The following is a 23,296-nucleotide window of genomic DNA, read 5'->3' on the forward strand; positions in this document are numbered from 1 at the left end:
ATTTTAATGGTTTAACTGTCTTAATCCTTCATAAACTACAATACTAACAGCATTAGCAATATTTAGACTTCTAATATGTTGGCTATGAAGTGGTATTTTATATAAATTATTAGCTTCTTTTTCTATTAAAGATTTAGGTAAACCAACCGATTCTTTTCCGAAGACCAAAAACAAATCCTCTTCAAATGGGATATCCCAATGGGTTTTCTTTCCGTGTGCAGATAAAAAAGCCATGTTTTTGTTTTTGTTTTTAGAGAAAAAATCATCTATGTTATCATAATAAATAACATCTAAGTGCTGCCAATAATCTAAACCAGCACGTTTTAAACGTTTGTCTGTAAGTTCAAAACCAAAGGGTTTGACCAAGTGTAATTTACTACCAGATCCTAACGCTAATCTACCAATGTTTCCTGTGTTATTTGGTATTTCAGGTTCTATTAAAACAATATTAAGCGACATTCTTTTTATTGATTTTTAAGATGAAAATTCTAATTAAAAGTACCCAAGGAAATCCATGTAATACAACGTCAAACCAATCCATCAGCAGCATGCCATTTGCACCACCAGCAATCCATTTTAGTTTTCCCCAAAGATGAGGCTCAGGAAAAAAAGGAGCTAAACCAAGCGTTAAGCAGAGTAGTATTATTAAACGAAAATCATTAAGTAATTTCATAAAAAAAAGCCTATTCTATCTTTTAAGAATAGGCTTTAAATATAAATATTTACAGATTAACTGTTTGTTTTATTTTGCTGATTTTTGATTGTTTTTTCATCAATATCAAAATCGTTTGTTTCCAACTTTGTGTTTCCTGTCGGATTAGTTGGATTGGTTTGTTCTTTTGTTCGTTTTAATTTTCTGTCGGCTATAATTCCCATAATTTTTCTTTTTTTTGTTCAATTATAATTTAAGAAAAACAATGAGAAATTTTCATAAATCGTTGTTAAACAATTCTTTTAAGATGTTAATAAAAAAGCCTGCATAACTTATGCAGGCTTTTTTATGATTTAGAAATATTTTAGTCATTTACTTGACCAATCTCATTAATTTCTTCAGAGTTTGGAGCTTTAGGATCTGGACCATATTGATTAGGACCTTTATCTCCTTCTGTAACAAAAAGAATTAATAACCAAATCCCACCAATTAATGGTATTAAACTAATTAGATAAAACCATCCGCTTTTTCCAACATCATGTAATCGTCTTACAGCTACAGCTAAACTAGGGATAAACACTGCTAAAACATAGATAAGGTATAAAAACATAAAACCAGGAGCTTCTAATAGACCTGATAGTACACCAGAAACTAAAGCAATAGCTACTATAAATAAAAAATTAAATAAGACAAACATCCAATACTCTTGACGTCTTGCTCTTCCTTCAAAATTTGCGTAATTATCTCTTACGACTTTTAAATACCATTCCATAATGAAATATTTTAATTGGTTAGTGATTAATAACCAAATATATGTTTTATTTTCTTACAGAGCTGATGAAGTTTTCTATTTTGTTAACACCGTTATTTGATAAATGTTTTATAAACGCACTTCCAATAATAGCTCCTTTAGCATAAGTTGTGGCTTGAGTAAAAGTATCGTTGTTATTAATTCCGAAACCAACGATTTGCGGATTGTTAAGTTGCATATCTGCAATGCGCTTAAAATAATTGGTTTGCGTATCACCAAAACCTTTACTGCTTCCTGTAACACTCGCGCTACTAACCATATAAATAAATCCGTTTGAAATAGAATCTATAAATTTAATACGCTCTTTTGAGGTTTGAGGTGTAATTAAAAATACATTTATTAATCCGTACTTTTCAAAAGTACTTTTGTATTGTTCGTTATACACATCTACTGGCAAATCAGGAATTATTAATCCATCTATACCAATTTCTTGACATTTTTTACAAAAAGCCTCAACACCATATTGCAACATCGGATTAAAATACCCCATGATAATTAATGGAATAGAAACGGTATTTCTTACATCTTTTAATTGCTTAAAAAGCACTTCTGTAGTCATTCCATTTTTTAGAGCTTCTGTAGAGCTTGCTTGTATGGTTGGTCCATCTGCTAAAGGATCACTAAAAGGTAATCCAATTTCTATCATATCTACACCGCTTTTTTCTAGATTTTCTATTATTGTAACGGTATCATTTAAGTTTGGATAACCTGCTGTAAAGTATATAGACAAAAGTTTTTTGTCTTCGTTTAGTTTTTGGTTTATTTTGTTCATGTTATATGTTATTCCTCTTTAAGCGGGAATCTATTTTTAGGTTTTTAATTACTGGGAGAACAAGTTGAGAGTGACTTTTATTTAAGTTTTCGTCAACCTGAACTTGTTTCAGGTTCTCATTATATATTGATAGATTCTAGATTTGGATTTTTTTATTTATTAAATTTAATTTCCAGTCTTTTCGCCAGTTTTTTAATTGTTTTTCTCGTGAAATAGCTTGATTGATGTTGCTGAATTTTTCAAAATATATTAAATCTTTAAGATTGTATTTTTTTGTGAATTCTGAACCCATTCCATTTTGATGTTCGACTATTCTTTTATGTAAATCATTAGTGACACCAACTTAAAAGTCGTTCTGTATTTATTGGTCATGATATATGTGTAGCTAAATTTCATGATTAGTGAGATGCTGAAACAAGTTCAGCATGACGTTATAGTTTAAAATGTTTAATGTAAGTCTCTAAATCCTTATCACCACGACCAGATAAACTTACTACAACAATATCGTTTGGTTTAAACGTTTTTTGTTCGAAAACACCTAATGCATGAGATGTTTCTATAGCAGGAATAATACCTTCTAATTTGCACAATTTTAAACCAGCTTGCATGGCTTGATCATCTGTAATCGAAATAAACTCGGCACGTCCTGTTTTATACAAATGCGCATGCATTGGTCCAACACCAGGGTAATCTAATCCTGCTGAAATAGAATAAGGCTCGGTAATTTGACCATCGTTGGTTTGCATTAATAAGGTTTTACTACCATGAATGATGCCTTCTTTTCCTAATACAGATGTTGCAGCACTTTCGCCAGAATCTACGCCTAAACCAGCAGCTTCTACAGCGATAAGTTTTACGTTTTCATTATTTAAATAATGGTAATACGTGCCAGCAGCATTACTACCGCCACCAACACAAGCAATAACGTAGTCTGGATTTTCGGTCCCTTCTTTGTCTTTTAGTTGAAATTTAATTTCTTCTGAAACTACTGCTTGAAACTTTGCTACCATATCAGGATACGGATGCGGACCAACAACACTTCCAATAATATAATGTGTGTCTACAGGATTATTAATCCAATCTCTAATAGCTTCATTTGTAGCGTCTTTTAAGGTTTTGCTTCCAGAGGTTGCAGGTATTACTGTTGCGCCAAGCATTTTCATACGTGCTACGTTTGGTGCTTGACGTGCGATATCAATTTCACCCATATAAACAATACATTCTATACCCATAAGTGCGCAAACTGTTGCTGTTGCTACACCATGTTGTCCAGCGCCAGTTTCGGCAATAATACGGTTTTTACCTAGTCGTTTTGCCATTAAAATTTGACCAATGGTATTGTTAATTTTATGTGCACCAGTATGATTTAAGTCTTCGCGCTTTAAATAGATTTTAGTTTTGTATTTTTTTGAAAGACGTTTGGCAAAATATAAAGGCGAAGGACGACCAACATAATCTTTTAATAATTGGTCAAACTCTGCTTTAAAAGAAGGTTCTGCCATGATGTTTAAGTAATTTTGACGTAATTCTTCTACGTTTGGATAGAGCATTTCTGGGATAAATGCACCGCCAAAATCTCCGTAATATCCTTTTTCGTTAATGTTGTAATTCATAGTATTTTATTTTATCGTCAGGTCAATTAATTCCGATTTATCAGAATTGTATCAAGACCTTTTGCTTCTCGTTACAATTTTTTCGTTTCTCAAAAATCACTCGAAGTGACCAATTTGTTTTTTTGTGTCATTCCTACGTAGTTAGGAATCTTTTTAATTTTACATTTCTTTTATTCAGTTTGAAATAGATTCCGCATCAAGTGCGGAATGACATGCTGCTCTTAAATTTTTCTAATGCTTCAATATCTTTTAAACCAGGTGTAATTTCAAATTTGCTATTCACGTCAATAGCGTGACAATATTTGGATTCCTTTTTTTGTAGGAAAGACAAAATAGTTTCTACTTCATCTAATCCTATGCCACCACTTAAAAAATAAGGTGTTGTTGAAGGATAGTTTTTTAATACGTCCCAATTAAATGTGTATCCATTTCCGCCAGGTAATTTTCCTTTTGTATCGAATAAAAAATAGTCACAAATGTTTTCAAAAGGTTGTAATACTGAAAAATCAAAATGGTCTTTTATTGAAAAGACTTTGATGATTTTTATAGAATTTTCGCTTTGTTCTGAATGACAATGTGTTTTTAATTCTTTACAAAATTCAGGTGTTTCTTGTCCATGTAATTGGATAACGTTTAATTGATGTGTTTCAATTTTACTCAAAATAAACTCTAAACTAGCATCTACAAATACACCAACTTTTTTTACTGTTTTTGGTAACTTAGGAATAACACCTTCAAAAAAACGACTTGATTTTTCGTAAAAAATGAAACCCAAATAATCAAGTTGCAAAGCAGCAACTTGATTAATGTTGTCTTGGTATTTCATTCCGCAAACTTTTAGTTTCATATTCTTGTCATTCCTGCGTAGGCAGGAATCTATTATTTAATTACTATTTATGGTCATTTCGACGTGAGCAAAGCGATTGAGAAATTACATCATGATGAGATGTCTCACATGCGTTCGACATGACAATTATCTATTTAATTCTTCAATAAACACTTTTGCATTTTCTCCCGGATTGTCTGTTTTCATAAAGTTTTCACCAATTAAAAAACCTTTGTAGCCATATTGCTTTAAATCTTTAATGGCTTCAACAGTGCTTATTCCGCTTTCAGATACTTTTACAAAATCATTAGGAATAATTTCGCTTAACAGTTTACTAGTTTCAAGAGAGACTTCAAAAGTTTTTAAATTTCGGTTGTTTACGCCTAACATATCAATACTTGGCATGATGGATTTGTGTAATTCTTCTTCATTATGAACTTCTAATAAAACATCTAAATTTAATTGTTTAGCAAGTGTTGAAAACTGCTTGATTTCTTCTTTAGAAAGTATTGCAGCAATTAGTAAAATAACATCTGCACCATAAGCTTTTGCTTCTATAATTTGATATTGGTCAATTATAAATTCTTTTCTAAGTAGTGGTAAATTACTACTTGCTCTAGCAAGAATTAGATCGTCTAAACTACCGCCAAAATATTTACCGTCGGTTAGTACAGACATACCACAAACACCAGCGTTTTCGTAACCTTTTGCAACATCTTGAACGTTTAAATCTTGATTTATAGTTGCTTTAGAAGGTGAACGGCGTTTATGTTCTGCAATGATACCTGAAGCGCTATTTTTTAATCTTTCTGTTAATGAAATGGTTTGTCTTTGGAATAGAAACGATTCTTCTAATTGTTTGGCTGAAATAAGTGATTTTTTTAAATCGACTTCTTTACGTTTATCTGCTGTAATTTTATCTAAGATGTTCATTTTCATTACAATTTTATTGGTCTTTTAAAACTTCTTGATATGATATCTATTAATAACTTAATTCTATTAATTTTTGTAAGCTGCGTTTTGCTTCACCTGTACCAAGACTTTCTTTGGCAAGTTTAAATCCTTCCTGATGAGAAATTTGCTTAACTGTAGCTATAGCAAGACCTGCATTAGCACAAACAACATCGTTTTGCGCTTTTGTGCCTTTTCCTGAAATTACTTTTTTGAAAATTCTAGCAGCGTCTTCAACAGTATTACCACCAAAAATTTCTGAAGCTTCAATTTGTTCTATATTTAAGTCGCTTGGGTCTAAAATAACTTCAGATTGGTTAGTAATGATTTTTGTTTTTCCTGTCAGTGAGATTTCATCATAACCATCTATTGCATGAACTATGCTGTAGTTTTTATCGGTTTGTTGGTATAGGTAACCATATAGGCGTTGTAATTCTAGATTAAATACACCAACCATTTGATTTTTAGGAAACGCTGGATTTACCATTGGACCAAGCATGTTAAAGAACGTTTTTACGCCTAACTCTTTTCTTATTGGGCCTACGTTTTTCATAGCTGGATGAAATAAAGGCGCATGCATAACACAAATACCAGCTTGGTCAATACAGCGTTTTAAAACATCTTCATTGTTGGTAAAATGCACTCCTAGTTTTTCTAAAACATTGGAAGAACCTGAAGCAGATGATACACCATAATTACCGTGCTTTGCAACTTTAACTCCTGCTCCTGCTGTAATAAAAGAGGATAATGTTGATATGTTAAATGTGTTTTTACCATCACCACCAGTACCGCATAAATCTATAGCGTTAAAATCTGAAAGATCTACAGGTATACACAATTCTAAAAGCGCATCACGAAAACCTTGCAGCTCTTCTAAAGTAATGCTTCTCATCATGTAAACAGTTAAAAAAGAAGCTATTTGACTTTTGTTGTAAAGACCTTCTGAAATATTTACTAATACTTGTTTTGCTTCTTCGCTAGAGATGCTTTCGTGGTTTATTAATCGGTTTAATATGTGTTTCATTTTTATTACCTAATTGTCATACTGAGCTTGTCGAAGTATTTTTTTTGAGATTCTTCACTTCGTTCTGAATGACATTAATTTTTATGTTATATTTTCAATTCAATATTTATTACTTTTTTGCTAACTGCTAACTGCTAACTGCTAACTAACTTTTCAACCAATTTTCTAAAATTTTCTTTCCGTAAGGAGTTAGTACACTTTCAGGATGGTATTGCACACCTTTTACATCATAAATTTTATGACGAAGGGACATGATTTGTCCGTTTTCATCAAAAGATGTTGCTTCTAAACTTTCTGGTAAATTGTTGTCTACAACCCAAGAGTGATATCGTCCTACTTCAATATTTTTTTCTAATCCGTTAAACAATGATTCGTCATCTACAGTAATTGTTACTTTTGTAGATACACCATGATACACATCGTTTAGATTAATTAATTGTCCCCCGAAAACTTCAGCAATTGCTTGTTGCCCTAAGCAAACACCAAAAATACTTTTTGTAGGCGCATAAGTTTTTATGATTTCTTTTAATAAACCAGCCTCTTCAGGAATACCTGGACCAGGCGACAATACTATTTTATCAAATTGCTCTACAAAATCTATAGTAAGTTTGTCGTTTCTTTTTACGGTAACATTGCAGTTAAGGTCTTCTAAATAATGTACTAAGTTGTATGTAAAACTGTCGTAATTATCTATAACTAATACTTTTTTCATGTTTTTTTAGATTTAGGATTAATTAATTTGTTCTGCTAAATCAATTGCTTTTGTTAAGGCTCCTAGTTTGTTGTAAACTTCTTGTAATTCGTTTTCTGGATTGGATTTAGATACAATTCCTGCGCCAGCTTGCCAATGTAGGTTATGGTCTTTGCTCATAAATGTACGTATCATAATGGCGTGATTGTAGTTACCTTTAAAATCCATAAAACCAATTGCACCTCCATAAAATGCACGACTTGTTTTTTCATATTTTTCTATAAGTTGTAAAGCTTTATGTTTTGGAGCGCCGCTTAACGTGCCTGCAGGAAAAGTATCTGCAACAACTTGCATTGTCGCTGTGTTTTTGTGAACTTTACCTGTAACTTTACTTACTAAATGTATAACGTGCGAAAAGAATTGCGCTTCTCTGTAAGTTTCTACTTTTACTTCGCTTCCGTGTCTGCTTAAATCGTTTCTTGCTAAATCAACTAGCATGACATGTTCTGCATTTTCTTTAGCGTCTTCTGCTAATTTTTTAGCTAGCTTTTGGTCTTCTTCATCATTACCTGTTCTTTTAAATGTGCCAGCAATTGGATGTATTTCGGCTTGACCGTTATTAACTACTAGTTGTGCTTCTGGAGAGCTTCCGAAGATTTTAAAATTTCCGTAGTCAAAATAAAACAAATACGGAGAAGGATTAATGCTTCTTAATGCACGATAGACATTAAACTCATCACCTTTAAAGCTTTGAGAGAATTTTTTAGATAACACTAACTGAAACACATCACCTCTTGCACAATGTTTTTTAGCTAACTCTACGTGATTTTTGTAGTCCTCATCTGTTAGGTTAGACTTTATTTCAGATTCTGTGTTAAATTTATATGTAGCATAATTTTTAGAGCTTATTAATTGTAAAACTTCATCTATATTATTATCTGTCTCAAAACAATGAGCAAAAATATATGCTTCATTTTTAAAATGATTTATGGCTATGATGTTTTGGTAAACCGCATAGTAAATATCAGGTATATCTAAAGAATTTGGTTTTTTACTAATAGAAACATCTTCAAAATGTTTTACAGCATCATAGGCAGTGTAACCAAAAATACCATTGTTGATAAACTTAAAATCTGTTTCTGAATTGACTTTAAACCGTTTAGTAAACTTATGTATCATTTGAGTTACATTTCTTACTCTGTTACTCATAACACTTCCGTCAGGAAAAGTTTGTGTAATCGCTTTGTCATCTACTTTAATAGAGGCTATTGGATTAAAACAGATGTAGGAAAAACTGTTATCGTTAGCGTGGTAATCGCTACTTTCTAATAGGATACTATTTGGATATTTATCACGAATTTTTAAATAGATACTAACGGGTGTTATCGTATCTGCTAAGATTTTTTTGTAATGAGTGTATAAGCTAAATGTTTTCATAATGATAAAAAAAAAAGGCTTGTCGTGAATGACAAGCCTTTTAAAATATTTTTAAATTAAATATACTAAGGGTTTACTTCACGAAGATTGAAATCTTGAAGTTCCACCACCAAGTATGATTTAAAATTGTGTTCATGTGTTTTATTTACGGTGTAAATATAAAAATGAAATTTTAGTTTTCAAATATAATCAGCAATTAATTATTTGTTAAAACTTAAAAATAACACATAGGTGATTATTATTTTTATTCTAAAATTTAGATTTAATGAGATACATATTGCCAATTTTAGTGGTTTTATTAATGGTTTCTTGTAAAGAAGAAAGTAAAGAAATAACATTTACAGAAGTTGATTATAACGGTTTAGAAAAAGTACTAAACAAACAGGATAATAAGACTTATGTAGTTAATTTTTGGGCAACTTGGTGTGCGCCATGCGTAAAAGAATTACCTTATTTTGAAAGGATCAATAAACAATATAAAGACAAAAATGTAGAGGTTGTTTTGGTTAGTTTAGATTTTCCTAAGCATTTTGATACAAAGCTTAAAAACTTTATAAACGAAAAACAATTACAGTCAGAGCTTTATGCTTTAAATGATATGGATTCTAATTATTGGATTCCAAAAGTAAATAAAGATTGGTCTGGAGCAATACCAGCTACATTAATATATAATTCTAATAAACGAGAATTTTTTGAGCAAGCTTTTGAGTATGATGAATTAGAAAGAACACTAAATAGATTTTTAAAATAACTCTCATGAAAACAACACAGAAATTATTAACATTATTTGTATTAGTGCTCACAATTAGTGCTTTTACAATTAAACCTAAAGAAGGTTATAAAATAGGTGACATTGCAACAGATTTTAAATTAGAAAATATAGACGGATCTATGGTGTCTCTTTCAGATTTTAATGAAGCAAAGGGATTTATTGTAACTTTTACCTGTAATACGTGTCCTTATGCAGTAGCTTATGAAGACAGAATTGAAGCTTTAAATAAAAAGTATGCAAGTAAAGGTTACCCTGTTATTGCAATTATGCCAAATAATACAGATGTAAAACCAGGAGATAACATGGAAGCAATGCAAAAAAGAGCCAAAGAAAAAGGTTTTACATTTCCGTATCTAATTGATAAAGGACAAAAGATTTATCCACAATATGGAGCCACTAAAACACCACATGTGTATGTTTTACAAAAAACTAAAAAAGGAAATGTTGTTAAATATATTGGAGCAATAGATGATAATTTTCAAGATGCAAATGCAGTAAAAACTAAATATGTAGAAGATGCAGTTAACGCATTACTATCAGGAAATGAAATTAAAGTTAAGGAAACAAAAGCTATTGGTTGTACTATAAAAGTATAAAAGCTTATAATATTATTTAAAGTTAAGACCCGAAATGTAACATTCCGGTTTTTTTTACGTCTATATAACTTAGAAATCTTAATTTTGAAAAAAAATATTTAAAAGATGGCAAATTTATCTCAAAAAGATTGGACAGAGCAGCTCAATGCAGATGATAATGCAGTAATATTAGACGTAAGAACAGAAGCTGAAGTTGCAGAAAAGAAAATACCAAATTCAATTAATATAGATATTTATAAAGGGCAAGGATTTGTATATCAACTAGAAGAGCTTGATAAATCAAAAAACTACTATGTGTATTGTAGGTCAGGAGCACGTAGTGAAAAAGCCTGTAATATTATGAATCAATTAGGTTTTGATAATGCTTATAATTTATTAGGAGGTATATTAGAATGGACAGGAGACGTAGAATAGATAAACTTTTTAGTATGAAAAAAGCTTTAATTTTATTTGTGTTATTAATTGCAGTTGTAAGCTGTAAAACAGTAACCGAAGGAGAAATAGAAGTTGTGTCTCAAGAAGAGATGCAAACATATCTTAATATGGAAGATGTACAGTTAATAGATGTAAGGACTCCAGAAGAGTATGATGCAGGACATATTGCAACAGCACAAAACATCAATTTTTTATCACCAACTTTTGAGGCAGATATACAACAGTTAGATAAAAATAAACCAGTATTGGTCTATTGTCATATGGGAGGTAGAAGTGCCAAATGTGCAGAAAAAATGAAGTCGCTAGGTTTTGTTAAAATTTATGATTTTAAAGGTGGATACAGTAAATGGTTAAGCCACGAAGAGAAATAAAAATAAAAAGCCTTACAGAAATGTAAGGCTTTTTTTTGTTGAGATTTAATAAATTTAATAAAATGATTAATAGCCAAAAAAATAAATTTAACTCAACAATTAGCTAACTTAAGATAATGGCTTCTCCCAAAACATTATCTATGGTGTAAAGCTAACTTAATAGTTTAAAATAATTTTACGGTAATCCGTAAGTTGAATAAATTAAATTAGACCAGTATCCTTTGTTATTGATACTAAGTGTATTGTGTTTTGAGCATTGAAGTGTAATTTAAGTTTGTTTATTTTCTTTTCTATAGAACTTAAACTACTAGGCGATATGTTTTTCTGTTTAAACTTAGTGCTAATTTCATCTTGAGATAAACCTACAGACAAGAGTTTTAATAACTCGATATCATAATTTGTTATTTCTAAATGATTTTTAGATTTTAATCGATCTGATATTGATGGTGATAAGTAAGTTTTATTGTTATACAATTGCAATATGGCATCTTTTAAGTCTTTCAAGCCATTTCTTCCTTTACATACGTAAGCACTTACTTTATTATTAGAATAAAGTTGTTTTACATTTTCTAGTCTATCTTCAATACTATAAACTATAATTTTTAAATCAGGATGTTCTTGGGTTAATGTATTAATTAAATCTTTACCAGAATTAAATTTTTGTTCACGATGATCTGCAATAAAAGATAAGTCTGTAATAAATAATTGATAAGGGTTTTTGTCTAGATATCCTTTTTTTAATTTTAAATACGCATCATCACAATAAAGTGTTTTATCTATATTGCTAATATTTAAACTTTCAAGCGTATTTAAAACACCTTGGCTAATACTATCTAAGTCATCAGAAATTAAAACTTTTTTGAACATTTTAAATTATAATTTGTGCTTTAAAACCATTATTTGGTTTAGTATCAAAAGTAATAGTTCCTTTTAAAGTATTTATACGGTTTTCCGTATTCTTCAAACCATTTTTAAAATTTAGATTAGTACCAATACCATTATCTGTATATTGAAGTTCTAGTTTTTTACGGTTTGTATTAATTTTAATTACTACTAAATTAGCTTGACTATGTTTTTTTGTGTTAGTTAAAAGCTCTTGTAATACGCTGTAAATAGTTATTTTTTTATGTTTGTTTATTTTGTTCCATTCAATATCAGAAAAACCATTACTTACAACTTTACATTGGTTGTTAGAGTAGCTTGAAAAGAGATCTTTTAATTCGTCTTTAAAATTAGATTTTTCATTTATTACATTAATTTCTTTAGAAATATCTCTAGTCTTGTAGTATATGTCTTCTATGGTGTCTAATTGTAGCTGTTTATCTAATTTGTTTTCATTTAAAACAATCATATATTTATAAATGTCGTTTGCTACTTCATCATGTATTCTTTTAGAGATGTTGGTTTCAGTTTGGTAGATTTGCTCTAATTTTTGTTTTTTGTGTCTTATGTTTAATAAATACAAGAATAATACAACTAGTATTATTGTAAAGATTAAGCTAAACTTGTAGATGGTTTTTTGGCTTTTTTGTTTTTCAGTTTCTAGTAAGCTTTTATTTACATTATACTTTAAAAGTGAGTATTGATTTTTATTTATGTTTCTTACTTTTTCTAAACTGTCTGTAAGTTTTAAAAACTCATTAATGTTAACATTGTTGTCGGTTTTAAGTTTTAATTTAATAGCATCTATTTGATAAGAAGGACTATTAATTAATCTGGATATATCGTAAGCTAAGTCACTATATTTTTTTGCTGAATCGATATTATTCTTGCTAAAGTAATAATTAAAATGACTTTTATAGCTAGGGTATAATTGTGAATAATCTTTAAGTTTCTGACGTATTTTTAGTGATTTTTTTAGATAAGTATAAGCTTCTGGATCTTGTAAAATAGTCTTAATAGCTCCAAGGTTATCAAGTATTCTAGCTACCTCGGTTTGATCATTAATTTTAGGTAATAACTCTTTAGCTTTCAGTAAGATGTTGTTAGCCTTTTTAAAATCTTTATTAGCCTTGTATGTTGTTGCAATATTATTGTAAATGACAACACTATCTTTAGTGGTATTAGCAATTTTAAGCGAGTTGTTATAAAAATTTAATGCTTGATCATTAAAGTTTAACGCTTTATAAATTTTACCTAATAATGTGTAAAGACTTTTTTTATAGCTTGTTTTAAAGTCAGAGTCGGCAATTTTATCAATAATTTTTAAAGCTTGTACAGCATTATATTCGCTATCATAGTAAAAGCCTAAAGTGTAGTCAATTTTAGAAAGATTGTAATAAATATAAGTTTTGTCTAAATCAGATCTTTTATCTTTCTCTTTAGACAAGTAGTTGTAAGCATCAAAAAGATCTTTGTTAGAGTTTATCGAGGTTATTTTTTCAATATAAAACTGTAGACTATCTATTTCAGTTTTACTAAATGCTATTTTAATACTCATAAAGTAGCAAGCGAAAAAAGAAAATAATGTTAATAGTGATTTATTATTCATAAATCAAAAATATAACAATACCAGTAAAACGGTAATATTATTTTTAAGAAATTTCTTTCAGTGTAAGTTGTTGTCTTAAAAAAAAATTAAAACCCTGCAAATCAGTAATTTACAGGGTTTTCTGTGGAGTCGGAGAATATTGAATCTATATATTTAACTATAATGAAAAAAGTATATTAAATACTATTTTTACTAATAAATAAAGGAGTTTATTATTGTTTAGTATTTTAACTTTATAATTAATTATAACTATTTTGTCACCTATTTTGTCACCTATTTTGTCACCCAGTATTTAAACTTATTTTTGAACTTTTATGAAGCATTCGTTTTACTTAAAAAATCCTCAAAACCAGAAAGGAGAAAAGCCATCTTTAATCTACTTCACATGTCATTTTAATAAGGAGAAAAAGAAGTTTGTTTATTCTACAGGAGAAACAATAGCTCCTGTAAATTGGGATTTTGATTATAGACAGCCTTATTTAAAAGGAAAACATAAAGCACCTAACAATTTAACTGTAAATACTCAACTATTAAGGTATACTCAGAAATTTGAAGAAACTAAGGCATTGTATTCAAAAATCAATGAAGAATTTACCTCAAAAATATTACGTGATGCTTTTGATTTAGAGTTTAAAAAAATTTCTAAAAAGAATAATAGTTTTTTTGATGCTTATGATGAATTTATGGAGGAAAAAAATAAAAGAAAAGAATGGAAACAAGCAACTAATAAGAGATATATTAATATAAAAAATCATTTAATTCACTTCGAAAAATATAAAAAATACAAGCTTACTTTTAGTACAATAAATAATAATTTTGATACTGAATTTAAAGATTTTTGTTACAGAGTTTTAGACCATAGTACCAATACATTTGCCAGAAACCTTGGGCTATTTAAAACATTTATGTTTTGGGCATTAAAAAATAAATACACTTATAACAGTGCTTTTATAGATTTTAAAAAACCTGAAAGAGTTATCACTAAAGAAATTGCATTAAATTTAGATCAAGTAAATGAAATTCACACATACCAAACAAAGTCTCTAGCTTTAGAAAAAGTTAAAGATGTTTTTGTGTTTCAATGTTTAACAGGACTTAGGTATGGAGAGTTAAAAAGAATAAATAAACGTACTGTAACTGAAAATTCAATCTTAATTAAGGAGGAAAAAGATGTTGCTAAAGAAGTAAGAGAAATCCCTTTATTTGAAGTTAGTAAAAGTATTTTAGAAAAATATGAATTTCAATTACCATTAATTAGTAATCAAAAGCAAAATCAGTTTATTAAAGAAATTTTTAAAAATGCTGAATTTACATTTGATGTTGAGTATAGTCGCACAAAAAACAGAGAACACAAAATATTATCAAAACCCTTTTATAAACGCGTATCGACACATACCGCAAGACGCAGCTTTGTAACTATATTAAAAAATAAAGGAGTAGCAGATAAAACTATAATGGAAATGTCAGGTCATCGAGACCTAAAAACCTTCAATACGTATTATAAAGTTGATAATATTGCTAAACATGATGCAATTAATAATGCTTTTGGAAGTATGACCAATAAAGATTAAAAAGTCTTAATTATGCTTAAATGTGATTTTTTAGATAATGATATAGATATAAAGTATTTAGGAATGCTAAACGGTGCAAACTTAATACCTATTGACCTTACGGTAATTAAAATTTTATTAGAAAAAAATGTAATTGTACTTGATGAAACTCATCGAGTTTTTGGTTCATCTTCAATATCTTTTACGTTTCCTATTGTTTTTAACTCATACTGCTACAAATTGCACCCAAACTTTAAAAAAGAACTTTTTTCATTACTTTCACTTAAAGTGTTAGTTGAATCAGATCCTTTGCATGCTTTCGAAGAGATAGACAATACTTTAAATGCATTTTTTGATAAAGAAGAAAAAATAAAATACCTTAAAACAGAATATTCTAGGATTTATAAAGGTGTTAATTATCAGGACCATTTACTTTTTACTGAAGAAGGATACCATGGAATGACGTATGACCAATATGCAACATTAAGTTTTGATGTTAGTCCGTTGTTTATCGTAAAATATTTAACAACATCTTATACTGCTACATTTAAGCAATTTATTACTAAACATGAAGACAAATCTTCTCAAAATCACTTATTGAACGATTTTTTTACTTTCATTCTTACAGAAAACATGGAAAGTACAGAAGATGAGATTTTTGATCTTATTGAAGAATATAAAAAACTGTATGAGACAACCGCTTTACTAGAGTTAATAAAAGATAAAATATCCAACCTAAATAGCAATGATATAAATCAAAACCTATCTGCATTAGAGATTGCTTATTACGCGTATTATCATACAGCATCTAACACTTCATTTACAAAAGAAGTATTCCCTTCTGAAAAAGGTTATAAAGAGCTTTCTGAAAAATTTGGTGCTAATTGGAAAAATATTCAACAAAACTATAATGAAATTTATGGGCGTGAATATGAAAGGCTAAAAAAGAATAGATATAAAAAAATTGAAAATATTTTATCATTACTTACAATAAAAGAAGTTAGAGAATTAGCTGAAAAAGAAATTAACATATCTAAAAATAACTCATAGTACCTACTACGTAGTTACTATCTATAATTAGCAGTAGCTTTTAATAATACTTTTACCATTATTAACAATTAAAATGTTCAATATATGGAAGGTATTGTATTACAAAATGTTTCTCCTTCGGATTTTAAAAACCTATATAATGAGGTTAAAGAGTTAAGCAGAAACGTAAAGTCTTTAGCAGAAAAAAAACAACAAGAAAAAATTACTCCAGAAGAAGCTGCTGAAGAAATAGGAGTAACCACCCAAACAATTTACGCATACATTAAGTCTGGTAAAATACCGGCATCTAAATTAGGTCGCAAACTTGTAATAAAAAGAATTGATTTAGAACAGGCTTTGATTGATGTAAAATCTCTTAATTATAAGAGATAAACACTTCTACTAACATAAAAATTTACCGCATTATTAATCCAAGCAAACAAAAAACAAAAATTAAAACAAAAAAACCCTAACACTTTAGCAACAATGTGTTAGGGTTTTGTAAAATGATTATTTAGAGCATGCAAGATACGAAAAATATAACTTTATCTAGTATAGATAAAGACTTAAATATCACTACATCTAATTCTATCAAGGAGTTAACTAGAAGCGCAAAAATAGATGTAAATGAAAAAATCGAAAGAGAACCTTCAGTTTTGTCTATCGATGATATTTCATTTGGTTCACTAGGTAACTTTTCTTGTGTTACTGGTAAATCAAAAAGCAGAAAAACATTTTTTATTTCAATGCTTATTGCAGCAGCTATTGATATTCATGGGAAAAACCAAAGAATAAAAACAGAAATACCTAAAACAAATGTAATTCATTTTGATACAGAGCAAAGTAAATATGATACACAAAAAGTAGCTAAACGTGTTGTTGAATTAGTTGATTCTAAAGACTGTAACGAATTTTATCATTGTTATTGCCTTAGACCAAACTCTCCTAAAGAGCGCATTAAGATTATAGAAGATGTTATTTATAATCAATCAAATATTAAAATGGTTGTGATTGATGGTATAGCAGATTTAATTGTTGGGTATAATAACGAGGATGAAGCCATTAAAGTTATAAGTAAATTTATGAAATGGACTTACGACTTAAACATTCATATAATAACTATTGTTCATCAAAATAAAGGTGATAATAACGCAAAAGGTCATTTAGGTAGTCTTATCTATCAAAAAGCGCAAACAGTATTAGACGTTGAAAAAGACGGAGAAGTTTCTAAAGTCTTTCCTTCTCATAGTCGAGGGATTGATATTAATCCTTTAAGCTTTAGTGTTGATAAGCAGGGGTTGCCATATTTTGTAGATTTTATTCCTACATCTCCAGGAACAATAAAGCGCACCGATCCTAAGGATATTTCACTTGAAACACATAAAAAAATTCTATTTAATGCTTTTGATATAGATCAGACAGAATTAGCTAGAAAAGATTTGATTTCAAGAATTAAATGGAGTCTTGATATAGAAGATATACCTAATGGAGATGACAAGTGTAAAGAGTTTTTAAACTATTATAAAGACAATAATTTAGTTTTTCAGGAAGGCACACATAAGCCATACAAATTAAAAATTTAATAAATGGTTGGTTGGTTATATGTATATACATCCATACCAACCAACCATTTCTATTCCTCTTTAAAAAAAATGATTTGTTGGTTATAAAAAAACTACCAACAAACAATTCAATAATATTTTAAAAAAATGGAAAAATTAGAAGATAAAATAATTAAATCCAAAAGAAGCGATTGGATGATAAGTAGCATTTCTAATAGTATAATTGAGTTAATGAAAAAAAATATTATTTGTGAAAGTTGGCAAATAGAACAAAAAATCAAAATTAAAAATGGATCAGTGGAAAAATATATATTTCTCAGTACACCAATTTATAAAAATACATATTCAGAAATCCGCAATGCAGTACAAAATGCTCTTTTGGAAGCTAAAATGAGTTATAGAAATGAAAAAGAAAGATATAAGGTCATTATTCCAGGGTTTAGATTGGTTTTTTTTAAAGGGAATAACAAAGGAAATAGGTATGAATTACAGAAAATAGATTTAACTAAATAAAATGAAAGAATTAAAATTTGGTAGTATCTCAAAAAGTGTGTAAAGTTAATGGGATAGTGTCCACAATTTTATGCTGTTGTTTGTTTGCAGAACTTGTGTTATGTTGTTTGTAACGCTGTTTGTGTTTACTGTTTGTTAGATAATACTTCTTTAATAACATTTTGTTTATTCATAAAAACACAGTAACATACTTTTGTTTGCTGTTGTTTGTTTGCTGTTGTTTGTTTGGTTTTAACACTTTTTGTGTTTTGTGCGGTTTTGTTATATCTTTGTTTTGTCCGTTGGTAAACGCAGATTGTTTTTAACATTACTGCTATTTTATAACCCAACGGATTTTCTATTTTAATTATCTATGTTTTTGACTTACAAATATATTCGAAATCTATTAAGAGTTTATTTATATATTCGTTTTGTTTGTTAACTTGATCATTAAGACGCTCTATTTCTTTTTTTTGTTTTGTACATTCTAAAATAAGTTCATTTCTCTGGTAAGTGATTTGTATAGCTTTTTTATGAAATGTAATTCTTTCTTTTATTGTATCCTCCATAATATTATTATTTGTAAATAATAAAAGTAGTGTTTTAACTAATAAAATAAAAGGTAATATTATCGACTGAATTATCGACTAAAAAATAAAACCCTGTAAAATCAATACTTTACAGGGTTTTTTGTGGAGTCGGAGAGAATCGAACTCTCGTCCAAACAAGTAACCAAATAGCTTTCTACACGTTTAGTCTTTTCTTGTGTTTTCATCAGCAACCTGGTTAAAGACAACCTAGTTACTGCTTATCTTTTTAAAGTTTCGAATTGGCATCAAAGCGCTACCAAATCTATTTTGACTTTTACGATGCCTCAAAAAGGAACGCCGCCAATCAAGGCTTTCCAGAGACATTTAGCTTGCTTACCTTGTAAGCCTAGGCGTAATCTTACTATAATTCAGATTAGGCAGCTAAAGCGTAGTTATTCTCGCCGTTTAAAAAGTTGACCTAGCGTTTTACGTGTTTCATAGTCGTTACACGACGTGCTTACCATTTAATTAATCTCGCTGTCAAAACCAGTCGACCCCAAAATAATGAAATAGTAAATTTTTAATTTACGTCATTGAATTATCCCAAACTGTACTTGGGATCTCATCGATAATTTTAGCGTTACCCACTTTTGCTTTTAATGGCAAAAGTGCGTCAGGCTTTCGGTAGTCGCAATCATAGATGTGCTCCAACAATACCTCAATCCTTAACGCGGTCCTAAACCAAAAGTTAGTTTTAAAAACCTTTTAAAGTAAAGGACTGCGAATTTACTAAAAATAATGTATCAAAAAATATACCAACACACATTTATAAAAAACTTAAGAAAAAATGTCATATTTACTATAAAAATTTCATTTGCTAAAGCTTAATAATAAAGGTATTTTAGCAGGATTAAAATGTAATACATGAAATTCGCAATAATAAAAGAACGTAAAAATCCACCAGATAGACGCGTTGTATTTTCACCAAAAGATTTAAAAATACTAAAAGATAATTTTCCAGAAGCAAACGTAGTAGTAGAGGCTTCAGATATTAGGGTTTTTCCAGATAAAGACTATTCAGATTTAGGATTTACAGTAACTCAAGATGTCTCAGAAGCAGACGTTATGTTAGGTGTAAAAGAAGTGCCTTTAGAGGCATTAATTCCTAATAAAAAATATTTTTTCTTCAGTCATACTATAAAAAAGCAACCTTATAACCGTAAGTTGCTAAAAGCCATTTTAGAAAAAAATATCGAGCTATACGATCACGAAACCATCGTTAAAGAAAGCGGAGCACGATTAATAGGTTTTGGTCGCTACGCAGGATTAGTTGGCGCTTACAATGGGTTTAGGGCTTTAGGATTACGTGATGGTTTGTTTGAACTACCAAAGGTAGAACACTTAAAAGATTTAGATGAGGTAAAAGCAGAGCTTGATAAAATAAAATTACCAAACATAAAGATTGTGCTTTCTGGAACAGGTAAAGTAGCAAAGGGCGCAAAAGAAATTTTAGACCATTTAAAAATCAAAGAAGTAAGTGATGCGTTATACTTAACGTCAGATTTTACAGAGCCTGTTTATTGTATGATAGACGTTATGGAATATAACAAACGCAAAGATGGTAAGGTAGGAAGTAGGCCAGAGTTTTATAAAGATCCAAGCGGTTACATAAGTAACTTTATGCCTTACGCTAAGGTAACCGATTTTTTTATAGCAGGTCATTTTTATGGTGATGGCGCACCTTATTTATTTACAAGAGAAGATGCTAAACATCCAGATTTTAAAATCAATTTAGTAGCAGATGTGTCTTGTGATATTGACGGACCAGTTGCTAGTACAATAAGACCTTCAACAATTGCAGATCCATTTTATGGTTACGATCCTAAAACAGAAAATGAAGTACCATACAATGCAAAAGGAGCAATTACCGTTATGGCTGTAGATAATTTACCTTGTGAATTACCAAAAGACGCAAGTGAAGGTTTTGGAGAGATGTTTTTAAAATACGTGATACCTGCATTTTTTAATAGCGATAAAAATGGTGTTTTAAAACGAGCAAAAATGACGGAAAACGGAAAGTTAACCAAACGTTATGCGTATCTACAAGATTATGTAGAAGGAAAAGAATAAGGTTAATTCTCTTTTGTAATTATTTTAATTTACCTTTAGTTTGGTATTCAATGTTTTAAGTATGAAATTTTCAAAACTAATTTACACCTTAGTATTCCTTTTTTTAGTAGTTTCTTGTGAAAAGGATAATAATATACCTATCAACCAACAACAAGAAGATGGGTTATCTGATAATCCTTTCTTTGCTAATTTTGGATCACAAATTTCAGCAGACTTTATAGGTCGTGTTGTTGATGAAAATAATGAGCCAATCATAGGAGCAAACATTACTTTAGGTAGCGGATTTGCAATAACAGACGTTAATGGTGTTTTTGCTGTTAATAATGTTTCTGTATATGAGAGTTTTGCGTACATAAGAGCATCAAAACAAGGGTATATTTCTGGTTCTAGAGCATTAGTGCCAACAGAAGGTGTTAATCAAGTTAAAATAATGTTGTTAGAAGCTACACCAAATGCAACAATAGTTTCTGGTCAAGCTATAACAATTGATTTACCAAACGGAACCAAAGTTGATTTTGATGGTAATTTTGAAACTTCAACAGGATTTGCATATCAAGGTAATGTAGATGTCGTGTTAAGACATTTAAATCCAGATGAAGAAGATATGAATCTACAAATGCCAGGTATGTTAATAGCTCAAGATACAGCAGGTAATTTAAGAGCTTTAGAAACTTACGGTATGATTGCTGTAGAACTAATTGGAGAAAACGGTGAAGATTTAAACATAGCATCTAGTAGTACAGCAACTATAACTGTTCCCGTGCCAACTAATGCAACAAATCCACCAGCAACAATACCGTTGTGGTATTTTGATGAGCAAAATGGATATTGGGTAGAAGAAGGAGAAGCTGCCTTAGTTGATAACGAATACGTAGGTGAAGTATCGCATTTTAGTTTCTGGAATTGCGACGCACCTTTTGATGTTGTTCAAACTTGTATAATATTACAAGATATAAATGGTAATCCACTACCAAGTCTAAATGCGCAATTAACGCTACAAACAACTACATGGAATTCAACTTCAGGAGGATATACAAATAGTAACGGAGAAGTTTGTGGTTTAGTAGCAGCAAACGAAGCATTAACTTTAACCGTTCCTAATTATGGTTGTGATGTGTTTACAACAACAGTAGGACCATTTTCTGCAGATGATACCGTTACAGTAACAGTAACAAACTCAACAGAACAATTAACTACACTTACCGGAATGTTTAATGATTGCGATGGTAACCCAATTACTAACGGTTACATGCAGTTAGTAAATGGTAACAATGCACAAGTTATACCAATTACAGACGGGACAGTAAACGAAAGTATTAGTTATTGTGCCTCAGATAGCGCATATATAATAAATGTAGTAGATGTGGCTGGAGGACAAGAAACTGATGTTTTAACTGGAAATTTCACAGCAAATACAGATTTAGGAACAACATCAACCTGTATCACTTTAGGAGATTTTGACAATGATGGTGTTTATGATATAGATGAAGATATTAATGGAAACGGAAATTTATTAGATGATGATACTGACCAAGATGGTATACCAGATTATCAAGACCAAGATGATGATGGTGATGGAATAAACACTGCAGATGAGGTTTACGGAAGTAATACAAATCCAATGGATCAAGATAGCGACGGAGACAATGTTCCTGATTATTTAGATCCTCAAGATGTAGCTGTTTATAGCGCAGAATGGTTCTCAGAAGATTGCGATGGATTGACTTACGATTTAGAACAGTTTAATGATAATTACATAAACTCAAACATAACTTTTCATGAAACTCAAGCAGATGCAGATGCTAACGTTAATCCTATTGCAACTCCATTTTCAAATTCTAGCGGACTAACAGTTTTATATGTAAGAGTTGAAAATACAGTATCAAATCAAGTATCAACAAACGGAATGTTTTACTTGTTAGGTCCTCCAACATTTATAGATTCTGATAATGATGGCTTGTTTGATTGTGAAGAGCTAACCGGTATCGATAACGGTCAATCTACAGCTAATCCTAACGGAAACATCACAGATCCAAACAATCCAGATACCGATGGAGATGGTGTTAATGATGGCGATGAAGCTATAAATGGAACTGATCCAAACGATGCTACAGATTTTTAAATTTGAAAATAAAAATTAGTGTCTAATTCACTTTTTTATTAAATTTAAATCTAACTAAAAAAACAAAGATATGAGTGAATTATTGGGTTTACTATTAATAATAGCAAACATTACTGGAGGAATTTTGCTTGGTCTGTCAACATTAGATAAATGGGATGGAGAAAGTAACTTTTTTAACAAAATCGCAGGTGTTTTAGCGCCTTTTCAAACTATAATTGGTGGCGCATTAGTTGTAATACCATTGTTAAGACTATTTGGAGGTCATTTTAGTTTGTATGGTATTGTAAGTATTCTTGGTGGTATTTTGCTACTTACACACGTATTTGGTAAAGCGCCTGCATTTGAAAATTCATTAAGAAAATTATCAGACAAGTTAATGCCTTTTAAAGCGATTATCGGAATTGTTTTATTAGTGATTGGTATTTTAGCGATATTCTAA

The 23,296-nt window shown here is 29.8% G+C and carries 27 protein-coding genes and 1 other RNA gene; 12 read left to right on the forward strand and 16 right to left on the reverse strand.

Annotated features, from left to right (window positions below; translation table 11 throughout):
* Nucleotides 1-3 precede the first annotated feature (3 nt).
* The 12 genes from WA340_RS07895 to WA340_RS07950 form a co-directional block, all read right to left on the reverse strand.
* The gene (locus WA340_RS07895) at nt 4-459 is read right to left on the reverse strand and encodes a tRNA (cytidine(34)-2'-O)-methyltransferase (RefSeq protein WP_223077326.1); all 456 of its coding nucleotides are present in this window, start codon (nt 457-459) and stop codon (nt 4-6) included.
* A complete protein-coding gene (locus WA340_RS07900; RefSeq protein WP_027880381.1) occupies nt 449-673 on the reverse strand; it encodes a hypothetical protein in 225 nt (74 codons plus the stop codon). Before WA340_RS07900 ends, WA340_RS07895 begins: the two co-directional genes overlap by 11 nt.
* Nucleotides 674-729: 56 nt before the next feature.
* Entirely contained in the window at nt 730-876 is a 147-nt protein-coding gene (locus WA340_RS07905) for a hypothetical protein (RefSeq protein ID WP_169558272.1), read from the reverse strand.
* A 140-nt stretch (nt 877-1,016) separates the two neighbouring features.
* The gene (locus WA340_RS07910) at nt 1,017-1,424 is read right to left on the reverse strand and encodes a DUF805 domain-containing protein (protein WP_027880382.1); all 408 of its coding nucleotides are present in this window, start codon (nt 1,422-1,424) and stop codon (nt 1,017-1,019) included.
* Nucleotides 1,425-1,470: 46 nt separating this feature from the next.
* Nucleotides 1,471-2,235, reverse strand: a complete 765-nt coding sequence (trpA, locus tag WA340_RS07915) for a tryptophan synthase subunit alpha (protein WP_336128347.1) — start codon at nt 2,233-2,235, stop codon at nt 1,471-1,473.
* Nucleotides 2,236-2,371: 136 nt separating this feature from the next.
* Nucleotides 2,372-2,527: a hypothetical protein gene (locus WA340_RS07920; protein WP_336128348.1), complete on the reverse strand. Its 156-nt coding sequence runs from the start codon at nt 2,525-2,527 to the stop codon at nt 2,372-2,374.
* Between the two features lie 139 nt (nt 2,528-2,666).
* A complete protein-coding gene (gene trpB, locus WA340_RS07925) occupies nt 2,667-3,848 on the reverse strand; it encodes a tryptophan synthase subunit beta (protein WP_336128349.1) in 1,182 nt (393 codons plus the stop codon).
* A 196-nt stretch (nt 3,849-4,044) separates the two neighbouring features.
* Nucleotides 4,045-4,695 (reverse strand): phosphoribosylanthranilate isomerase, encoded by a 651-nt coding sequence (locus WA340_RS07930; RefSeq protein ID WP_336128351.1) that lies wholly within the window; start codon nt 4,693-4,695, stop codon nt 4,045-4,047.
* A 126-nt stretch (nt 4,696-4,821) separates the two neighbouring features.
* Nucleotides 4,822-5,607 carry an indole-3-glycerol phosphate synthase TrpC gene (gene trpC / locus WA340_RS07935; RefSeq protein WP_336128353.1) on the reverse strand — a complete coding sequence of 262 codons (786 nt, stop codon included), beginning with the start codon at nt 5,605-5,607 and terminating at the stop codon, nt 4,822-4,824.
* 49 nt (nt 5,608-5,656) lie between these two features.
* Nucleotides 5,657-6,649 carry an anthranilate phosphoribosyltransferase gene (gene trpD, locus WA340_RS07940; protein ID WP_223077318.1) on the reverse strand — a complete coding sequence of 331 codons (993 nt, stop codon included), beginning with the start codon at nt 6,647-6,649 and terminating at the stop codon, nt 5,657-5,659.
* Nucleotides 6,650-6,794: 145 nt separating this feature from the next.
* Nucleotides 6,795-7,361: an anthranilate synthase component II gene (locus tag WA340_RS07945; protein ID WP_336128354.1), complete on the reverse strand. Its 567-nt coding sequence runs from the start codon at nt 7,359-7,361 to the stop codon at nt 6,795-6,797.
* An 18-nt stretch (nt 7,362-7,379) separates the two neighbouring features.
* Entirely contained in the window at nt 7,380-8,777 is a 1,398-nt protein-coding gene (locus WA340_RS07950; RefSeq protein ID WP_336128356.1) for an anthranilate synthase component I family protein, read from the reverse strand.
* Nucleotides 8,778-9,042: 265 nt separating this feature from the next.
* On the opposite strand from WA340_RS07950, the gene WA340_RS07955 reads away from it, so the two are divergent.
* The 4 genes from WA340_RS07955 to WA340_RS07970 all read left to right on the forward strand — a co-directional run bounded on the left by WA340_RS07955 (nt 9,043) and on the right by WA340_RS07970 (nt 10,951).
* A complete protein-coding gene (locus WA340_RS07955) occupies nt 9,043-9,528 on the forward strand; it encodes a TlpA disulfide reductase family protein (protein WP_336128358.1) in 486 nt (161 codons plus the stop codon).
* Between the two features lie 5 nt (nt 9,529-9,533).
* Nucleotides 9,534-10,145 (forward strand): thioredoxin family protein, encoded by a 612-nt coding sequence (locus WA340_RS07960; RefSeq protein ID WP_336128359.1) that lies wholly within the window; start codon nt 9,534-9,536, stop codon nt 10,143-10,145.
* A 105-nt stretch (nt 10,146-10,250) separates the two neighbouring features.
* The gene (locus WA340_RS07965) at nt 10,251-10,559 is read left to right on the forward strand and encodes a rhodanese-like domain-containing protein (protein ID WP_027880392.1); all 309 of its coding nucleotides are present in this window, start codon (nt 10,251-10,253) and stop codon (nt 10,557-10,559) included.
* A gap of 14 nt (nt 10,560-10,573) precedes the next feature.
* The gene (locus WA340_RS07970; RefSeq protein WP_336128361.1) at nt 10,574-10,951 is read left to right on the forward strand and encodes a rhodanese-like domain-containing protein; all 378 of its coding nucleotides are present in this window, start codon (nt 10,574-10,576) and stop codon (nt 10,949-10,951) included.
* 201 nt (nt 10,952-11,152) lie between these two features.
* On the opposite strand, the gene WA340_RS07975 is transcribed toward WA340_RS07970, so the two are convergent.
* Together WA340_RS07975 and WA340_RS07980 are read right to left on the reverse strand one after the other, a co-directional pair.
* Nucleotides 11,153-11,818: a response regulator gene (locus tag WA340_RS07975; protein WP_336128362.1), complete on the reverse strand. Its 666-nt coding sequence runs from the start codon at nt 11,816-11,818 to the stop codon at nt 11,153-11,155.
* A gap of 1 nt (nt 11,819) precedes the next feature.
* Nucleotides 11,820-13,391 (reverse strand): tetratricopeptide repeat-containing sensor histidine kinase, encoded by a 1,572-nt coding sequence (locus WA340_RS07980; protein WP_336128363.1) that lies wholly within the window; start codon nt 13,389-13,391, stop codon nt 11,820-11,822.
* Between the two features lie 365 nt (nt 13,392-13,756).
* On the opposite strand from WA340_RS07980, the gene WA340_RS07985 reads away from it, so the two are divergent.
* The 5 genes from WA340_RS07985 (at nt 13,757) to WA340_RS08005 (ending at nt 18,096) form a co-directional block, all read left to right on the forward strand.
* Entirely contained in the window at nt 13,757-15,013 is a 1,257-nt protein-coding gene (locus WA340_RS07985) for a tyrosine-type recombinase/integrase (protein WP_336128364.1), read from the forward strand.
* Between the two features lie 12 nt (nt 15,014-15,025).
* A complete protein-coding gene (locus tag WA340_RS07990) occupies nt 15,026-16,042 on the forward strand; it encodes a hypothetical protein (RefSeq protein ID WP_336128366.1) in 1,017 nt (338 codons plus the stop codon).
* A gap of 84 nt (nt 16,043-16,126) precedes the next feature.
* A complete protein-coding gene (locus tag WA340_RS07995) occupies nt 16,127-16,414 on the forward strand; it encodes a helix-turn-helix domain-containing protein (protein ID WP_336128368.1) in 288 nt (95 codons plus the stop codon).
* A gap of 128 nt (nt 16,415-16,542) precedes the next feature.
* Entirely contained in the window at nt 16,543-17,604 is a 1,062-nt protein-coding gene (locus WA340_RS08000) for an AAA family ATPase (RefSeq protein WP_336128369.1), read from the forward strand.
* A 126-nt stretch (nt 17,605-17,730) separates the two neighbouring features.
* Entirely contained in the window at nt 17,731-18,096 is a 366-nt protein-coding gene (locus WA340_RS08005) for a hypothetical protein (RefSeq protein WP_336128371.1), read from the forward strand.
* A gap of 350 nt (nt 18,097-18,446) precedes the next feature.
* Here the strand turns inward: WA340_RS08005 and WA340_RS08010 are convergent, their stop codons facing one another.
* Nucleotides 18,447-18,644 (reverse strand): hypothetical protein, encoded by a 198-nt coding sequence (locus WA340_RS08010; RefSeq protein ID WP_336128373.1) that lies wholly within the window; start codon nt 18,642-18,644, stop codon nt 18,447-18,449.
* A 121-nt stretch (nt 18,645-18,765) separates the two neighbouring features.
* Nucleotides 18,766-19,163: a transfer-messenger RNA gene (gene ssrA / locus WA340_RS08015) on the reverse strand.
* Nucleotides 19,164-19,529: 366 nt separating this feature from the next.
* On the opposite strand from ssrA, the gene WA340_RS08020 reads away from it, so the two are divergent.
* From WA340_RS08020 to WA340_RS08030, 3 genes are all read left to right on the forward strand, one after another.
* Complete coding sequence (locus tag WA340_RS08020; protein WP_304145854.1) at nt 19,530-20,735, forward strand: NAD(P)-dependent oxidoreductase; 1,206 nt, start codon at nt 19,530-19,532, stop codon at nt 20,733-20,735.
* Nucleotides 20,736-20,796: 61 nt separating this feature from the next.
* Entirely contained in the window at nt 20,797-22,857 is a 2,061-nt protein-coding gene (locus WA340_RS08025) for a hypothetical protein (RefSeq protein WP_304145851.1), read from the forward strand.
* Between the two features lie 70 nt (nt 22,858-22,927).
* Nucleotides 22,928-23,296, forward strand: a complete 369-nt coding sequence (locus tag WA340_RS08030) for a hypothetical protein (RefSeq protein WP_336128376.1) — start codon at nt 22,928-22,930, stop codon at nt 23,294-23,296.

Source organism: Mesoflavibacter sp. CH_XMU1422-2, from assembly GCF_037029245.1.
Taxonomy (GTDB): Bacteria; Bacteroidota; Bacteroidia; order Flavobacteriales; family Flavobacteriaceae; genus Mesoflavibacter; species Mesoflavibacter zeaxanthinifaciens.

Excerpts from the sequence above, each read along its gene's own strand:
- WA340_RS07895 (WP_223077326.1), bottom strand. The coding sequence starts at position 459 with ATGTCGCTTAATATTGTTTTAATAGAACCTGAAATACCAAATAACACA.
- WA340_RS07900 (WP_027880381.1), bottom strand. The coding sequence starts at position 673 with ATGAAATTACTTAATGATTTTCGTTTAATAATACTACTCTGCTTAACG.
- WA340_RS07905 (WP_169558272.1), bottom strand. The coding sequence starts at position 876 with ATGGGAATTATAGCCGACAGAAAATTAAAACGAACAAAAGAACAAACC.
- WA340_RS07910 (WP_027880382.1), bottom strand. The coding sequence starts at position 1,424 with ATGGAATGGTATTTAAAAGTCGTAAGAGATAATTACGCAAATTTTGAA.
- trpA (WP_336128347.1), bottom strand. The coding sequence starts at position 2,235 with ATGAACAAAATAAACCAAAAACTAAACGAAGACAAAAAACTTTTGTCT.
- WA340_RS07920 (WP_336128348.1), bottom strand. The coding sequence starts at position 2,527 with ATGGGTTCAGAATTCACAAAAAAATACAATCTTAAAGATTTAATATAT.
- trpB (WP_336128349.1), bottom strand. The coding sequence starts at position 3,848 with ATGAATTACAACATTAACGAAAAAGGATATTACGGAGATTTTGGCGGT.
- WA340_RS07930 (WP_336128351.1), bottom strand. The coding sequence starts at position 4,695 with ATGAAACTAAAAGTTTGCGGAATGAAATACCAAGACAACATTAATCAA.
- trpC (WP_336128353.1), bottom strand. The coding sequence starts at position 5,607 with ATGAACATCTTAGATAAAATTACAGCAGATAAACGTAAAGAAGTCGAT.
- trpD (WP_223077318.1), bottom strand. The coding sequence starts at position 6,649 with ATGAAACACATATTAAACCGATTAATAAACCACGAAAGCATCTCTAGC.
- WA340_RS07945 (WP_336128354.1), bottom strand. The coding sequence starts at position 7,361 with ATGAAAAAAGTATTAGTTATAGATAATTACGACAGTTTTACATACAAC.
- WA340_RS07950 (WP_336128356.1), bottom strand. The coding sequence starts at position 8,777 with ATGAAAACATTTAGCTTATACACTCATTACAAAAAAATCTTAGCAGAT.
- WA340_RS07955 (WP_336128358.1), top strand. The coding sequence starts at position 9,043 with ATGAGATACATATTGCCAATTTTAGTGGTTTTATTAATGGTTTCTTGT.
- WA340_RS07960 (WP_336128359.1), top strand. The coding sequence starts at position 9,534 with ATGAAAACAACACAGAAATTATTAACATTATTTGTATTAGTGCTCACA.
- WA340_RS07965 (WP_027880392.1), top strand. The coding sequence starts at position 10,251 with ATGGCAAATTTATCTCAAAAAGATTGGACAGAGCAGCTCAATGCAGAT.
- WA340_RS07970 (WP_336128361.1), top strand. The coding sequence starts at position 10,574 with ATGAAAAAAGCTTTAATTTTATTTGTGTTATTAATTGCAGTTGTAAGC.
- WA340_RS07975 (WP_336128362.1), bottom strand. The coding sequence starts at position 11,818 with ATGTTCAAAAAAGTTTTAATTTCTGATGACTTAGATAGTATTAGCCAA.
- WA340_RS07980 (WP_336128363.1), bottom strand. The coding sequence starts at position 13,391 with ATGAGTATTAAAATAGCATTTAGTAAAACTGAAATAGATAGTCTACAG.
- WA340_RS07985 (WP_336128364.1), top strand. The coding sequence starts at position 13,757 with ATGAAGCATTCGTTTTACTTAAAAAATCCTCAAAACCAGAAAGGAGAA.
- WA340_RS07990 (WP_336128366.1), top strand. The coding sequence starts at position 15,026 with ATGCTTAAATGTGATTTTTTAGATAATGATATAGATATAAAGTATTTA.
- WA340_RS07995 (WP_336128368.1), top strand. The coding sequence starts at position 16,127 with ATGGAAGGTATTGTATTACAAAATGTTTCTCCTTCGGATTTTAAAAAC.
- WA340_RS08000 (WP_336128369.1), top strand. The coding sequence starts at position 16,543 with ATGCAAGATACGAAAAATATAACTTTATCTAGTATAGATAAAGACTTA.
- WA340_RS08005 (WP_336128371.1), top strand. The coding sequence starts at position 17,731 with ATGGAAAAATTAGAAGATAAAATAATTAAATCCAAAAGAAGCGATTGG.
- WA340_RS08010 (WP_336128373.1), bottom strand. The coding sequence starts at position 18,644 with ATGGAGGATACAATAAAAGAAAGAATTACATTTCATAAAAAAGCTATA.
- WA340_RS08020 (WP_304145854.1), top strand. The coding sequence starts at position 19,530 with ATGAAATTCGCAATAATAAAAGAACGTAAAAATCCACCAGATAGACGC.
- WA340_RS08025 (WP_304145851.1), top strand. The coding sequence starts at position 20,797 with ATGAAATTTTCAAAACTAATTTACACCTTAGTATTCCTTTTTTTAGTA.
- WA340_RS08030 (WP_336128376.1), top strand. The coding sequence starts at position 22,928 with ATGAGTGAATTATTGGGTTTACTATTAATAATAGCAAACATTACTGGA.